Consider the following 14,931-nt stretch of genomic DNA (forward strand, 5'->3'; position numbering starts at 1 on the left):
TCCTGCTTATCATGAATATATTATTTAATATAATGCATACCGTCTTAGAAATATGTATTATTATACATCCCTATTAATATAAATACAACACAATATGTGAACTTTATTCATCCTAAATATAACCTCATTTAGAAAAAAAGAGAAGCGTCGCCTCCCCCGTAGGAGAGATTACGCTTCTCTTTTAAATCCTTCGCCTAACACTTCATGTGCTTCGGTAATAATAACAAATGCACTTGTATCTACAGATTGGACAATCGCTTTCAGTCTTGATACTTCATTCTGACCTACCACAACCATCAGAACGGTACGTGCATCGCCAGTATACCCGCCATGTGCGTCCAGCTTTGTCAGTCCACGATCCAGATCATTTAATATCGCCGCAGATATTTCATCTGTCTTGTCCGAGATAATATATGCAACCTTCGTATAGCGGAAGCCTACTTCTATCGCATTAATGGCCTTACCTGTCACAAACAATCCAATCAATGCATACAGCGCTTGCTCCATACCGAGAATAAACGCAGCCAGTACAATAACTGTCCCATCCAGCAACACAACGGAAACCGAGAAGCTGAGACCCGATATCTTTTGAATGATTTGCGCCAAAATCGTAAGACCACCTGTCGAGCCCCGTCCGCGGAACACGACGCCAAGCCCCACTCCCACACAGATACCGCCATAAATGGAGGCTAGAAGTGGATTTGTTGTAGGTGTAGGTAAATCTTTTGTCAACAAGATAAATAGCGGCAGCACAAAGCTCCCAAGCAAGGAGCGAACGCCGTATTGTTTACCAAGGAAGATTACTCCGAGCACAAACAACGGGATATTAAGTGCCCATTGCGTAAATGCCGGTTCAGCCCCAAACCAAGCTTCAGCCAATACAGAAAGACCCGATACACCGCCAGAAGCTATATGATTAGGCAGAAAAAAAAGATTAAAACCCAGTGCCGTGATTAGCGAACCAATCAGAATAAGCGTTGTATCCACCACATGACGGACGGGTCCATTCAGTGGAATCAGCGGGGGTTTATTACGAGAATTGATTTTTTGCATTTCATGGCGCTCCTTAAAGTGTCATCTTGCTCTACGTAAGAAGAAACGGCTACCCCATTCAGATCAAAGAATGGTATCCGTTTCCCCGAAAAATAAATATATAGATAAAGTATGGAGTAACTTTATACTCTCCTATATTCCCGAAAAAATCCCTTAGTCCGCCTCAACCTTGATCTGGCTACGCAAGTAACCATCGATGAACGCATCCAGATCTCCGTCCATTACCGCACCCACATTACCCGTTTCTACGGAAGTACGGTGATCCTTGACCATGTTATATGGATGGAATACATAAGAACGGATCTGACTGCCCCAAGCGATATCGGATTGCTCACCGCGAATCTCATCCAATTGCTGCTGCTGTTCTTGCAGTTTGCGCTCATATAGTTTAGAACGTAGCATCTTCATTGCTTGTTCCCGGTTCTTGATCTGTGAACGTTCATTCTGGCAGGTTACCACCACACCCGAAGGTAAGTGAGTAATCCGTACCGCAGAGTCTGTGGTATTGATATGCTGACCACCGGCACCGCTCGCACGATACGTATCGATCTTAAGATCCTCGGTACGGATCTCAACTTCTACGTCATCCGTAATTTCCGGAACTACGTCACAGGATACAAAAGAGGTATGGCGTCTACCAGAAGAGTCAAACGGAGAAATCCGCACCAATCGATGTACACCCTTTTCAGCTTTCAGATATCCATATACATTGAAGCCTTTGATGAGCAGTGTGACACTCTTGATTCCTGCTTCATCACCCGGCAAATAATCCAAAACCTCAACCTTGAATCCACGTTTTTCAGCCCAACGGGTATACATCCGCAGCAGCATTTGTCCCCAGTCCTGGGATTCCGTACCGCCCGCACCCGGATGGAGCTCAAGGATTGCATTCAGCTTGTCATACGGCTGGTTAAGTAGCAATTGCAGCTCGAATTCATCCACTTTTCTGCCTAAGCTGCTGATTGTCTCCCCAATCTCTGCCGCAAGATCTTCATCGCCTTCTTCGTCCGCAAGCTCTGCCATCATCGCAGCATCGTCGTATTCTTGTTGCAGCTTCTCATATTGATCCACGGAAGATTTCACGGCATTCATCTCGCCGATCACACTCTGTGCTTGCTCTGGATTATCCCAGAAGCCTGGAGCAGCCATTTTTTCTTCAAAGTTAGAAATCATCTCTTGCTTAAGATCTAAGTCAAAGAGACCCCCTAAGGTCAGTTAGTTTCTTGCCTATTTCACGCAGATCTTGCTTTACATTCGCTTCTATCATAGGTCACTTCACCTTTCAAAATAGGTTGTTACGGTCTTCGCTCTAATGGATAGTTAGTGCGTGAGTGAATGATTAGCCATTCCGAGAAGGATTGGACTTCCGATCGCTGTTATCCTCAGATTCCTTGATTAGATAACCGCACTTGCGGTTGGAATCTGAAGATAAAGGCGAGCGCTACGCTTCTCCAGTTCCAAACCTTCTCTCCATTCCTCATTCACTCGAATACTAAACATCCAAAAAAGCGACTGGGCCGTAAACGGGGGATACCCCCGGGCCCAGCCGCTCTTTATGGTTAGTATACCCATAGATATCAGGGATACAGACTTACATCTTACTCCTGATTATGAGTGCTACTGAACGTTTATCTTATGCGTTTTGACCGTGGCAATTCTTGTACTTCTTGCCGCTTCCGCAAGGGCAAAGATCGTTACGGCCAGTTACAGCCTCAACATGAACCGGACGTTTCTCAACAGGCTCTCCGTTTGTAGAAATCTTGTCTTCATCAATAACGGATTGACGTTCCTGATTCGCTTCGATGTGAGCCTTCATAATATAAGTAGCTACTTCTTCTTGAATCGTAGCAGTCATAGTATTAAACATCTCAAAACCTTCGAATTGATACTCGCGAAGTGGATCCGTACCCCCGTAAGCACGCAAGTGAATCCCTTGACGCAATTGATCCATTGCATCGATATGATCCATCCATTTGCTATCTACGGAACGAAGTACGATTACCTTCTCGAATTCACGTACGAGTTCTGAACCCAGACGTTCTTCACGTGCAGCATATTTCTCAAGCACACGTTCGAAAATAAACTCGATGATCTCCTCTGCTTCCTTACCCCATAGAATATCACGGGTCAAAGCACCTTCTTCAAGCAGCTTGCTGTTCACGTAATCAGCAACTTCTTGCAGTTCCCAGTTCTCAGGAATATCATCGCTACAGTGTGCAAGAACGATACGCTCAATTACTGGTTTGATCATTTCAAGCACGATATCTTTAATATTATCAGACTCCAGAATCTCACGGCGTTGTTTATAAATAATTTCACGCTGCTGATTCATCACGTCATCGTATTGCAATACGACTTTACGGATATCAAAGTTATTGCCTTCAACACGTTTCTGAGCAGATTCTACAGCACGTGTGATCATGCGGCTCTCAATCGGCTGATCTTCCTCAAATCCGAGACGATCCATCATAGTTAGAACGTTGTCAGCACCAAAACGCTTCATAAGCTCATCGCCAAGCGACAAGTAGAATTGTGTAGAACCAGGGTCACCTTGACGACCCGCACGACCGCGCAGCTGGTTATCAATCCGACGCGATTCATGACGTTCTGTACCAATAATATGCAGACCTCCAAGATCTGTCACACCTTCACCTAGAACGATGTCCGTACCACGTCCAGCCATGTTGGTAGCAATCGTAACTGTACCCGGTTGACCTGCATGTGTAATGATTTCCGCTTCTTCAGCGTGATGCTTCGCGTTAAGCACTTGGTGTCTAACACCTTTACGCTTCAGCATTTCAGATACGAGCTCTGAATTCTCGATTGACACTGTACCAACCAGTACAGGCTGGTTCTTTTTGTGACGCTCTACAATTTCTTCCACAACAGCTTTGAACTTACCGTTCTCACTCTTGTAGACAACATCCGGCATATCTACACGTTGATTCGGTTTGTTCGTAGGGACTTGAAGAACTTCAAGACCATAAATCTTCTTAAATTCCTCTTCCTCAGTCTTCGCTGTACCTGTCATACCGCCCAGTTTGCGATACATACGGAAGTAGTTCTGGAATGTGATCGTTGCAAGAGTCATACTTTCATTCTGTACTTCAATTTCTTCCTTCGCTTCAATCGCTTGGTGCAATCCATCGCTATAGCGACGTCCTGACATTAGACGTCCTGTAAATTCATCGACAATAACGACCTCACCCTCGTTTACAACGTAATCTACGTCACGACGCATAATTACGTTTGCTTTCAGGGCTTGGACGATATGGTGATTCAAGGTCACATGACTGTGGTCATACAAGTTCTCAATACCAAAAGCGCGCTCAGCAGTAGCTACACCTTTTTCAGTCAAGGCTACAGACTTCACTTTAATATCAACTGTGTAGTCTTCCTCAGCTTTAAGCTTTTTCACGAAACGGTCTGCTGAAAAGTACAATTCTGTAGACTTCTCAGCTTGTCCGGAAATGATAAGAGGTGTACGTGCTTCATCAATAAGAATAGAGTCCACTTCATCAATAATACAGAAATACAGAGGGCGTTGAACCATTTGCTCTTTATAGAGCACCATGTTGTCACGCAAATAATCAAAACCAAATTCGTTGTTCGTGCCGTACGTAATATCGCAGGCATAAGCAGCTTGTTTATCAGCATGGTCCATACCGCTCAGGTTAACCCCAACCGTCATGCCCAGGAAGTTATAAATTTGTGCCATTTGTGCGCTATCGCGCTGAGCCAAATAGTCATTGACCGTTACTACGTGTACACCTTTACCTAGCAAAGCATTCAAATACACTGGCAATGTACCTACTAGCGTCTTACCTTCACCAGTCTTCATCTCGGAGATTCGGCCTTCATGCAGAGCCATACCACCAATCAGCTGCACATCAAAATGCCGCATACCAAGTGTCCGCTTGGAAGCTTCACGCACGGTTGCAAATGCCTCGGGAAGAATTTCTTCCAAAGTTTCGCCTTTTTCAATACGGGCACGGAATTCTGCTGTCTTAGCTTGTAACTGTTCATCAGACAGCTTTACAAATTCCGGTTCCAATCCATTAATTACATCGACTGTCTTCATGAGACGTTTAACGTCACGATCGTTGGTGTCTCCGAATATTTTCTTTACAAGTCCTAGCATGGTTAACCCCTTTCATGCAACACAGATGGTGGAACCGAGCCCATCCTCACAAAATTGAAAGGGCCATTTATAAATTCGATTCCGCTGCTTCATAAATTGTAACAGTTTGTAAGAGATGCCGCAATACAAGGTGTATCAGCCACATTTTTCAAATCTATCCGCTTATACGCACAAGAGCCCTATTCGCATGCAGCGAATAGGGGCTCGGTTTAAATTTCTTAGGTTCTGACTAACTGTCGAAGCCCTTTATACTTTGAGCATAACTGGCATCATTGGATCTTAGCCCTGTTCAATCAGTCCATATTTACCATCATCACGTTTGTAAACTACGCTTACTTCCGAGGTGTCGATATTGGAAAACACAAAGAAATTATGTCCAACCATATTCATTTGAAGAATCGCTTCTTCAACATCCATCGGCTTCATCGTAAAGCGCTTGTTCCGCACAACTTCTAAATCATCATAATCTTGTTCTTCTACAGCAACAGCGGTACTTGCTCCGTCCACAAACAGCGTCTTGAGTCCCTCTTGACGGAACTTACGATTGATCTTCGTTTTGTGTTTGCGAATTTGACGTTCCAGCTTGTCCACAACGGCATCTATGGAAGCATACATGTCATCGCTGCGATCTTCCGCACGAAGCGTCACGCCAGCAAGCGGAATGGTTACTTCCACCGTATGAAGGCCGCGAACTACGCCAAGCGTCACAGACCCTTCAGAGGTAGGGGGTGCTTCGAAATACTTCTCAAGTTTGCTGAGCTTCTTATCAACATACTCTCTCAAAGCGTCGGTCACGTCAATTTGTTGACCTCGAATGGTGAATTGCATGGCCACTCCTCCTTTAGTTACACCTTCATTATACCAAATTGTTAAGGCTAAGTAAAAAGTAATTCCTTACAGCCCTTACAATTAGATAACAATTATTGTCGTAGTGTTCACAAATAAAACAAGTCCGGCAAGAGCAACTATTCGCCTCACCGGACCAAGAGTAAACCTGTCGTTATTATAGTACGAATTCCATTCTTATATTCCCAAACTGAGACAGTATAAGATTAAGTTACTTGGTATGAATTTGAATGATTTCTACAGGTGACAATTGCGTACCTGATCCTGTAATAACGTATACCTTATAGGCAGTATTGGCTGTCAATCCAGTCAATGTATGCGTATGTTTTACACCAGGAGCGAACGTAAGCGTGTCCGTCCATGGAGCAGTCAATGCTGTACCAGTACTATTCTGGCCTAAAGAAATTTGTGTTGCACTAGGTGCTTTTTCATTAGCAGGCAATACTACATATCTTACTGGGGTTGGAGCGGCACCTGTCACACCATATTTAACATATACATCTGCTGTAACAGTACCTACTTGTCCTGGTTCAAAAAGCGTAAACGAGTTTGTAGTTACCTGAGCAGTAGTTAATCGAACGGTTGTCACAGTAGACAGATTGCCAGATGCATCCGCTGCTACGATATATGTTGCGTATTCTGTCCCAGGATTCAATCCGTAAACCGAGAATGTAACATTTGTTTTGGCTACAGCTGCAACACTTCCGTGAATTTCGCTTGCAGTTCCATTGCTGATTTGTCCTTTTTCCACCTGTAATGCACTCGGTGCAGTTACGTTAGCAGTATAAGGAGCTACAACATAGTACACTGAGCCTGTTACGGAAGATGTCAGGTATACATCGGCTGTTACCGAACCAACGTTACCATAGGTTGCCCCACTTACGGTTGGAGTTGTGACATCTCCACCACCGTTACCGCCGCCAGATCCACCACCGCTGCCTCCACCAGTACTACCGCCAGGAGTAGCTGTTGGGGTTGGTGTAGCTGTTGGTGTCGGAGTAGCTGTTGGCGTTGGGGTAGGTACTACTCCACCACCTGTGCCGCTACCTGGGTAATAGATGACTGAGGTATTGATGATACCTACAGCCTCTGCACGTGTTAACGATCTCTTAGGACCGAAGGTTCCGTCCGGATAACCGTTAATAATCTTCTTATCCGCTGCAGCGGCTACTGCACCTTTTGCCCATGCTGCAATTTGTGCATTGTCTTTAAATTTGCTAGTAGTGGTATTGGTGCTCAATTTAAGTAATTTTGCAGCCATTACAGCTGCCTCTTGTCTTGTGAGCGGACTATTAGGACGGAACGTATTGTCCTCGTATCCTCCGATATAACCAGCTTCCACGGCTTTAGCCACTTCACTGTAGTTCCAGTTTGTACTTTTCATATCTTTAAAGCTTACAGTTGCTTTTTCTGTAAAACCGAACAGGCGATTTACCAGAGTCACATACTCTCCACGTGTAATTGCCTTATTTGGTTTAACAGTACCGTCTGGGTATCCTCCAAGGTATCCTCTATCTAGCCATTCCTGTAGCTGACCTTGGGCCCAGTGACCTTGAATATCCTTAGGTACGGAGGCGGCAGATACGCTGCCAAGAGATCCTAATAACATACTAACTCCTAAAACTCCGGTCATAAGACCGCGCAACTTCTTTTTCATCCTGCTAATCATCCTCCTAAAAGTTTTGATAGCATAGGCTATATGAATCTTTTCTTAGATGTATTGACCTAGGCTAACATAGTGTGCGTCGAGGTAAGATAAACAGCTCAACGTACAACTATTACCCACATTTCGAAGAGTTCTAACATTTTCCATAATATGAATTTACAAAGCACGCTATTTTCTAGCATTTAACAGCCTTAATAGAGGTTTATGAGAGCACAAAATATCCCCACAAAGTGGAGCTTTACTTCGATGCATACTCAGGTACTTTGCGGGGGCCCCAAACACAAAAAAAGGACCTTGGGAGAGTTCCCAAGATCCTTGCTAGCGCTGTCTAAATTGCTAACCATCTACTTATATGTAGGTCGGCTTAGCCGTATGATTATAATTTGATTACGTTAGCTGCTTGTGGTCCGCGTGCACCTTCAACGATATCGAACTCTACGGATTGGCCTTCATCCAAAGTCTTGAAACCATCAGTTTGAATCGCGGAAAAGTGTACGAATACGTCGCCACCGTCTGCAGTTTCAATAAAACCATAACCTTTTTCTGCGTTAAACCATTTTACTTTACCTTCCATTGATTAAACATTCCCTTCGTCATCAGATGAACGTGAGTCTTGCTCACAAATCGACTATACCACCGCAACTTCTTTATTGTCAATTGGAAAAGTAAATGTTTACATGCAATAATTTACCACGTAAAATATGACATTTATCTCTCCTTAATTAAGAAATAGATTTGGTATAACGATAAAATAAAAAGCAGACGGTATTTAATACCCGTCTACTCCTATAGTGAAACACTGAAATCATTTATTTTCTGCGATCCATTAAAAAACTATCTGGGGTATAAGCAGCCTCGTAGGCGCTGCGTTGTACCTTGGCCTGATTACGCTTCTGCAACCAGTCTTGGGCTTCCAAACGAAGAGCATTCATTCTGTCTAAGATTACATTGTCGTATCCCAAAATTCGATTAATTTCTTGTTTTTGTGCGGTTGTAGACTTACAAATTCCGGCTTGTTCTGCAATAGCGTCGACAAGCTCCTGACGATCCTCGACAAAAAACTCCAGTTCCTCATAGGTAGTCTCATCAAGTCTGTCCGTGATGCCTAAGGTCAGTTCCTTCAGGCTCTGAATTAACTCATCCATGAGCACTTTCAGCCTGTCCCTGGCCTGCAGCGATTTTGGATGCTTGTAGCCAAGTTTCCCGAAGTTCTGTAAGGTAGCCGATAGCCTCTTCCGCTTTTTCTGGGCTCTTGCGGATGTTAGCTTCCACTAACAAGAAATTCGTATATTCATAAAGTGAATAAAGATTATTAGATACCTCATAGGAGTAGTCCAATGTACTCATTAATTCACTAATAATCGTTTGAGCTTTGCCAAAATTCAGACTGGTCTTCTCATAGTCCTGTTTGCTTAGTCCATCCATTGCTGTTCTCGCAAAACGAATGGCTCCATCATACAACATGATTACCAACTGCGCAGGAGTTGATGTTTGAACAGACGACTGACGGTATTTATCATATGGAGAAGTCATCATGTAATGTCACCTCTATCGGTTAATTTGCCATATAACTAGATAATGCAGAAGACTGAGAGTTATATTTATTCATAGCAGTTTCCATTGCCGTAAACTGTTTGTAGTAGTTTGTCTCCAGAGTAGTGAGACGAGTCTGAAGTGTTTTAATCCTAGTATTATAATCTGTCAATCGCTTGCCCATTAAGCTATCTGACTTAAAGGCAATGGTTAAATCTGACGAAAACTTTGATGTCCCTACCTTAGTAACAAATTTATCCAAGGTATTACCTACGGTGGTAGTTAATTTATCGAATACGCCATCAGATCCTGAACCACCTTGAAACAAAGTCATAATCTTTTGAGGATTATCTGCTAAGGCTTGCTTTAATTTCGCCTCATCAATATATAACTTCCCATTCTCATAATATTGACCTGCAGTTATACCGATCGAACTAAGTTCGCCCATCCTATTTGATAGTTCAAATCGCATAGAAGCAATAGTAGATTTCAGAATTTCATCGTTCCTCAACAATCCACTCTTAGCCTTTTTCTCCCATAGTTCAATATCATTATCCGTCATTTCTTTCTTTTGCTCGTCCGAAAGTGGTGTGAAATCCTTATATTTCTCTTCATCAACTTTACTGTTTAACACACTTAACAGTTCATTATAATCCTTCACAAAACTCGTAATAGTTTCCAAAGCTTTCGCCGAGTCTGTTTGCGTATTAATTGTAGTAGCTACCCCATCCGTTTTAGACAAAAGTGTAAAACTCACACCATTTATTTTGAAATTATTACTATCAAAACTCATTGGTGAACCATTTACAGTAATCTGTGCCTTCTCTGGAGGAATTGTAACCTTGAAAGCAGGATCACTTGATCCAAATAAGGTCAATAAACTGTTTGTACCTGTGAGATCAACCTTACCTTCATCCCCATAGGTTTTTGAAGCCAAGGAAAACTTACCTGTAACCTCATCATATTTAGCCGTTACATTAGCTTTACTATCTGAGTTTATTTTCGCAATTACCCCTGATATACTCAATTCCTTATCAAAATTAATGCTACTACCATTGATAACAATATTATATGTTTGTGTTGTAGAGGCAGAATCCGCAATCGCAGATAGCTTAGTTGCAGACGAAGGTATTGATCCATCTTTTTTAGGAACTACTGTCTCCCAAGACCTCGGTTTTGCTAATTCAGTAATCTCCATTTTCATAGGTATACCGTTAGCATCGGCTGTTGCTTCGGCCTTCAATGCTGTCGTATTCCCAGTTACAACTGCAGTCTGGGTATTTAATGCCGTCGACTTGTCATAATTCTTTAACTTAGAATTTTGAAAATCTACAAGCTTACTATTGATCTCACGATAGTTGTCCCGTTGCCATTGAAGTATCTGCTTTTGTTGATTTAATTTATCTAATGGTACACGCTTAGCAGTTATCATCTGCTTTACGAGAGTGTCCACATCTAGACCAGAAACCATCCCACTGATCCGAGTCACCATAGTATCATCTCCTATCTATATTTTTTCGTCAATCATAATACCGGCAATTTCAATCATGTTTGCCACGAGGTCTAGTGTCTTCTCAGGAGGGATTTCTCTAATTAACTCCCCAGTTTCCTTATTGAGTACTTTTACCATAATGGCTTTGGTCTCTTTATGTACGCTAACTTCAAATGTAGTCGTAGGCCCCTGTAAGGCTTTTAGCGCCCGATCTAGCGCTTTAACAACCTGTTCCTCTCCCATAGAAACCGCTATACCTTCTCGTTCCAACTTCTTTAATTCAACATTGCTGCGTAGTTGTCCTAACTTGATAGTTTCTTCTTTTTGTTCATTTATAGGAGTAACAGATGGTGTCCCCCCCGTTTCCATCAATTTTTTAGTATAACTTACAGAATTCGAAAGACGAACATCCATACTGGAACCCCCCACGTTAACTTTTCATTTATATTATATCTATCGGTTTTTCTATACATTTGATTAATACGAGAGGTAAAATTATCCTTAGATATACTACAGTGAAGAACGAACAATGTCCGAACCTTATCATTAAGTAAGCAAATACAATGTCGACTAAAAAACAAAAAAATTCATACCAACCTAATGTATCCTCTCGTAAAGTAATCACTTTGTTGCTAACTAGAAGTACAGTTATCATTAGGATTTAAACCTGTGAAGAGAAGTAGTAGATAAGCAGTTCGTTACACTTAAAAGTATTTTCTCAATTAATTGAAATACATTAATGGTCTGATCCTCCATAAGAGTGTCCACCATATTCTGACTAGCATCCTCTACTTTCGATCGAAACTTGCCTAAATTGGCTAAATAACCTTACAGTGAGTTATTATCTTATTGATTGCAGCTTCGTCAAGTGTCATGCAATTAAAGAATACAAGATGCCATTGTTCCCCGCATCTATCACATACATTCAGTACATCTCAAGATCGCCTAATTAGACCCACCCACATACTCCCGCCAACAAAATTCCCTCATTAGGCTATCCCCAATCCCAAGTAGACTCCTTTCTAGGGTTGAAATCCGCTATTGCCTCACCATCCTTTTGTCAGAAAAAAAAATAAGGCTTCCCCGAGAGAAACCCTAAATGTTGACTAACAAAATACGTCTTTTCGATAAATATGATTTATGATTTCAATTTCCTTTAGTTCTGCTAAAAAAAGAGACCCTAGATAGTCTAGGATCTCCTTGTAACTCGTTAAGATTAACGAAGCAATTGAAGTACACCTTGTGGTTGTTGGTTAGCTTGAGCCAACATAGCTTGTGCAGCTTGAGCAAGGATGTTGTTCTTCGTTTGGTTCATCATTTCTTTAGCCATATCCACATCGCGAACACGGGATTCAGCTGCAGTCAGGTTCTCAGAAGAAGCACCCAAGTTGTTGATCGTATGCTCCAAACGGTTTTGGAAAGCACCCAGTTTAGAACGCTCACCAGAAACTTGTTTCATAGCTTCGTCTAGAACTTTAAGAGCATCGTTTGAACCTGACTGTGTTAATAGGCTTACGTCTTTTACCAAATTATTATTTGCTTTATCACCAAGTGTATTAGAACTAACTTCGTTAACATCAATTGTCATACTTTGGTCTTTATTCGCACCGATTTGAAGCGTTGCTCCGCCGCCAGCAACCGTAATGGTTGCAGCATCATTAGCTGCACCTTTAGCAACAAATTCAGCCCCGTGGAAACCTACTGATTGACCTATTCCTTTTACCTGCTCAGAAGCTCCGTTTGGACCAACTACTGTAGCAACAGCATCTACACCTGCTGTAATAGCTTGACCAAATTCAGCAGCATCAGCTCCACCTAAGGCGATCTTTGATGTAGAGCCGAATTCTGATTGATCAAGTTTAACAACACCGGAAGCACCTGCAGTTGCTGAAACTCCAGTAACATCTTTGTACTCATTAATCTTAGCTACAATGTCAGCTTGCGTTGCAGTTTTCATTCCTGAAAAATCGATTTTAGTTCCATTAATAACTAGCTCTTTTGCTGAAACATCAGTAGCAGTAGTAAAGTCAGTTGCACCAGCTGCTGCACTTGCTTTAGTAGCTGCTGTATCAATAGTAACAGTATAATCACCTTTTGCTAAACCAGTAGCAGATGTAATGTCTACTTTAGTTTTATCAGTGGTAGTTCCTGTAACCCCTAGGCTACCATTCAAAAGTTTTTGAGTGTTGAACTCCGTTGTATTAGAAATACGATTGATTTCAGATTTCAACTGTTCAACTTCTTTTTGAATTTCTTTTCTGTCATCTAATGTGTTTGTATCGTTACCAGATTGTACTGCAAGTTCACGCATACGTTGAAGGATACTGTGAGTTTCGTTCAAAGCACCTTCAGCTGTTTGAATCAAAGAGATACCATCTTGCGAGTTACGGGATGCTTGATCCAAACCGCGAATTTGACCGCGCATTTTTTCGGAGATTGCCAGACCTGCTGCGTCGTCACCGGCACGGTTGATGCGAAGACCTGAAGACAATTTTTCGATGTTTTTGCTAGTTGCTGCAGTGTTTGCACCCAATTGACGGTGAGTGTTCAAAGCTGCGATATTATGGTTAATAATCATTTGATATTTCCTCCCTGAAATTAAGTTAGTTCCACATCCATGTGGTAAACGCCGATCCATTAAGGTCGGCCGCCCTGCCGGATCAGCGTCTAATACATATATCGACGGCAAGCACCCAACTGTTTAGAGCAATTCGAAGTTTTTTTGAAATTTCTTGGGTAAATTCTCCAAAATAAAATAAAAAACCCGAGTCTGCGTTCAAACAGTCCCAGGTTCTGGATTTGAGCGTGCTATATGTCAATCATTCATTCTTATTCACATCACGAAGCCGATGGATCAATGCATTCAGATCAGTCTGCTGTGGAGCAACAGACTCACGATTGGCCTCCTGAATTGAAAGGTAAACCTCTTTACGAAAAATATCCACATGCTTAGGTGCAGTGATACCAACCTTTACCGTGTCGCCATCCACGCTTAAGATCGTCAGTTCTATCTGATCTTGGATGACGATGGACTCTCCTTTTTTGCGGGAAAGCACGAGCATATCATCCACCATCCTTTCCATCGATAACTGACTTTTCCTGCAGTAAGGAATGCTTCGTGTGATAAGGTGCTTTATGAAGAACGATCTGTTTAGCTAAACGAGCTGTAGGATTCAATACAATAGGAGCTAGAAGATTAATCGTCGAATGTTCAGTTTGTTCCTTCAGCGTGATAACACAACGAACGACAATCCCATCTTTTATACTTAATTCTTCAGCTTCATCATCCGGCAACTCAAACTCATAGGACGGATAAAAAACAAATGGATCTCCTAACAGAAAGGATAACCCCATGCTTCTAACAGATTGTAGATACCAAAAAGGTGTCTGCTCCATCGCGATTAAAGCAAAGTCGGTTTCTTCATCAAAGCCAGGTAGTCCTTTGGGAAAATAATATATTTGTTCTTCATCTACTTCCAGTTTTCCCCAAGATAGTGTTTCTATAATCAAGTTATTCACTCCTCAAAAGTTTTGCAGCGCAAAACTAGCTTATTACGACATCCTAATACATTATATATAGAACAAAAGCCATAGAGGCGCTTTCCGGCACATCTATAGCTTAAGAAGCTACAATTGAACATTCAATTCTGGTGGAATAAACTGAACAGAAGCGTATTGCTGCATATATATATTTAACTTTCCACGGGTATACTCAATTTCAGGATTACGCCGTTCAACCTGAATATCAATTTTTGAGGCTCTAAATTCGATTTGTGGGGCTCTCGTCTCAAAGTGAATCTCCACATTAGCATACGATGCTGGACCACGTATCTCCGGAAAGGATTGTGGTTCAGTGTCTGATCCGTATACTTCTGCAATCGTATTGCCAGGTTTAAAAAACTGAGCCATCCGATTCCCTTGCTCAACCTTTCGGGCAATTCCCTGAAGGTATAACTGTTGAATGCCAGAATAAATCCGTTTGTTCATATCCAGCATCCTTCCACCGTTATAAGCCTCCCAAGCACTAGACTGATCTATTGTCAGCTCAGGCCTAGTGGATTGAACTGTTAGTTCAAAAGGAGTGGTTGTTACACTAATCTCAGCCTTAGGCTGACTGATCGAATAAGAGCCCGGGTCAGCATCAATACCCATTAGAGCAGGCGTCTGACGAATTTGCAATATCGGCTGCAGCAAAGAGAA

14 protein-coding genes are annotated in these 14,931 nt (G+C 42.1%); all 14 read right to left on the bottom strand.

What is annotated here, in order from left to right; genetic code table 11:
- Nucleotides 1-168: 168 nt before the first annotated feature.
- The 14 genes from ACN6MV_RS29055 to ACN6MV_RS29120 all read right to left on the bottom strand — a co-directional run bounded on the left by ACN6MV_RS29055 (nucleotide 169) and on the right by ACN6MV_RS29120 (nucleotide 14,925).
- Nucleotides 169-1,053: a YitT family protein gene (locus ACN6MV_RS29055; RefSeq protein WP_042131326.1), complete on the bottom strand. Its 885-nt coding sequence runs from the start codon at nucleotides 1,051-1,053 to the stop codon at nucleotides 169-171.
- Between the two features lie 153 nt (nucleotides 1,054-1,206).
- Nucleotides 1,207-2,320, bottom strand: a protein-coding gene (prfB, locus tag ACN6MV_RS29060; RefSeq protein WP_139328511.1) for a peptide chain release factor 2 whose coding sequence is annotated in 2 segments (ribosomal slippage) — nucleotides 1,207-2,247 and nucleotides 2,249-2,320 — 1,113 coding nt in all. Because the reading frame shifts where the segments join, the coding sequence is not laid out codon by codon here.
- A gap of 366 nt (nucleotides 2,321-2,686) precedes the next feature.
- Nucleotides 2,687-5,194: a preprotein translocase subunit SecA gene (gene secA / locus ACN6MV_RS29065; RefSeq protein ID WP_042131327.1), complete on the bottom strand. Its 2,508-nt coding sequence runs from the start codon at nucleotides 5,192-5,194 to the stop codon at nucleotides 2,687-2,689.
- A 279-nt stretch (nucleotides 5,195-5,473) separates the two neighbouring features.
- Nucleotides 5,474-6,022: a ribosome hibernation-promoting factor, HPF/YfiA family gene (gene hpf / locus ACN6MV_RS29070; protein ID WP_042131328.1), complete on the bottom strand. Its 549-nt coding sequence runs from the start codon at nucleotides 6,020-6,022 to the stop codon at nucleotides 5,474-5,476.
- A 229-nt stretch (nucleotides 6,023-6,251) separates the two neighbouring features.
- On the bottom strand, nucleotides 6,252-7,697 hold the full coding sequence (locus ACN6MV_RS29075; protein WP_339288355.1) for an S-layer homology domain-containing protein: 1,446 nt from the start codon (nucleotides 7,695-7,697) through the stop codon (nucleotides 6,252-6,254).
- Between the two features lie 385 nt (nucleotides 7,698-8,082).
- On the bottom strand, nucleotides 8,083-8,280 hold the full coding sequence (locus ACN6MV_RS29080) for a cold shock domain-containing protein (protein WP_019915069.1): 198 nt from the start codon (nucleotides 8,278-8,280) through the stop codon (nucleotides 8,083-8,085).
- Nucleotides 8,281-8,515: 235 nt separating this feature from the next.
- On the bottom strand, nucleotides 8,516-8,851 hold the full coding sequence (locus ACN6MV_RS29085; protein ID WP_042131329.1) for a hypothetical protein: 336 nt from the start codon (nucleotides 8,849-8,851) through the stop codon (nucleotides 8,516-8,518).
- Complete coding sequence (fliS, locus tag ACN6MV_RS29090; protein ID WP_042131330.1) at nucleotides 8,844-9,242, bottom strand: flagellar export chaperone FliS; 399 nt, start codon at nucleotides 9,240-9,242, stop codon at nucleotides 8,844-8,846. Before fliS ends, ACN6MV_RS29085 begins: the two co-directional genes overlap by 8 nt.
- A 19-nt stretch (nucleotides 9,243-9,261) precedes the next feature.
- The gene (gene fliD, locus ACN6MV_RS29095; RefSeq protein ID WP_042131331.1) at nucleotides 9,262-10,731 is read right to left on the bottom strand and encodes a flagellar filament capping protein FliD; all 1,470 of its coding nucleotides are present in this window, start codon (nucleotides 10,729-10,731) and stop codon (nucleotides 9,262-9,264) included.
- Nucleotides 10,732-10,746: 15 nt separating this feature from the next.
- A complete protein-coding gene (locus ACN6MV_RS29100; protein ID WP_231573968.1) occupies nucleotides 10,747-11,145 on the bottom strand; it encodes a flagellar protein FlaG in 399 nt (132 codons plus the stop codon).
- An 802-nt stretch (nucleotides 11,146-11,947) separates the two neighbouring features.
- Nucleotides 11,948-13,309 carry a flagellin gene (locus ACN6MV_RS29105; protein WP_419886832.1) on the bottom strand — a complete coding sequence of 454 codons (1,362 nt, stop codon included), beginning with the start codon at nucleotides 13,307-13,309 and terminating at the stop codon, nucleotides 11,948-11,950.
- Between the two features lie 241 nt (nucleotides 13,310-13,550).
- Nucleotides 13,551-13,793 (bottom strand): carbon storage regulator CsrA, encoded by a 243-nt coding sequence (csrA, locus tag ACN6MV_RS29110; RefSeq protein WP_341051414.1) that lies wholly within the window; start codon nucleotides 13,791-13,793, stop codon nucleotides 13,551-13,553.
- Between the two features lies 1 nt (nucleotide 13,794).
- Entirely contained in the window at nucleotides 13,795-14,241 is a 447-nt protein-coding gene (gene fliW, locus ACN6MV_RS29115) for a flagellar assembly protein FliW (RefSeq protein WP_419885361.1), read from the bottom strand.
- Nucleotides 14,242-14,358: 117 nt separating this feature from the next.
- Nucleotides 14,359-14,925: a DUF6470 family protein gene (locus ACN6MV_RS29120; protein ID WP_419885362.1), complete on the bottom strand. Its 567-nt coding sequence runs from the start codon at nucleotides 14,923-14,925 to the stop codon at nucleotides 14,359-14,361.
- Nucleotides 14,926-14,931: the final 6 nt, after the last annotated feature.

The sequence above is a fragment of the Paenibacillus sp. B-A-8 genome, assembly GCF_048572915.1.
In the GTDB taxonomy this organism is placed as follows: domain Bacteria; phylum Bacillota; class Bacilli; order Paenibacillales; family Paenibacillaceae; genus Paenibacillus_AQ.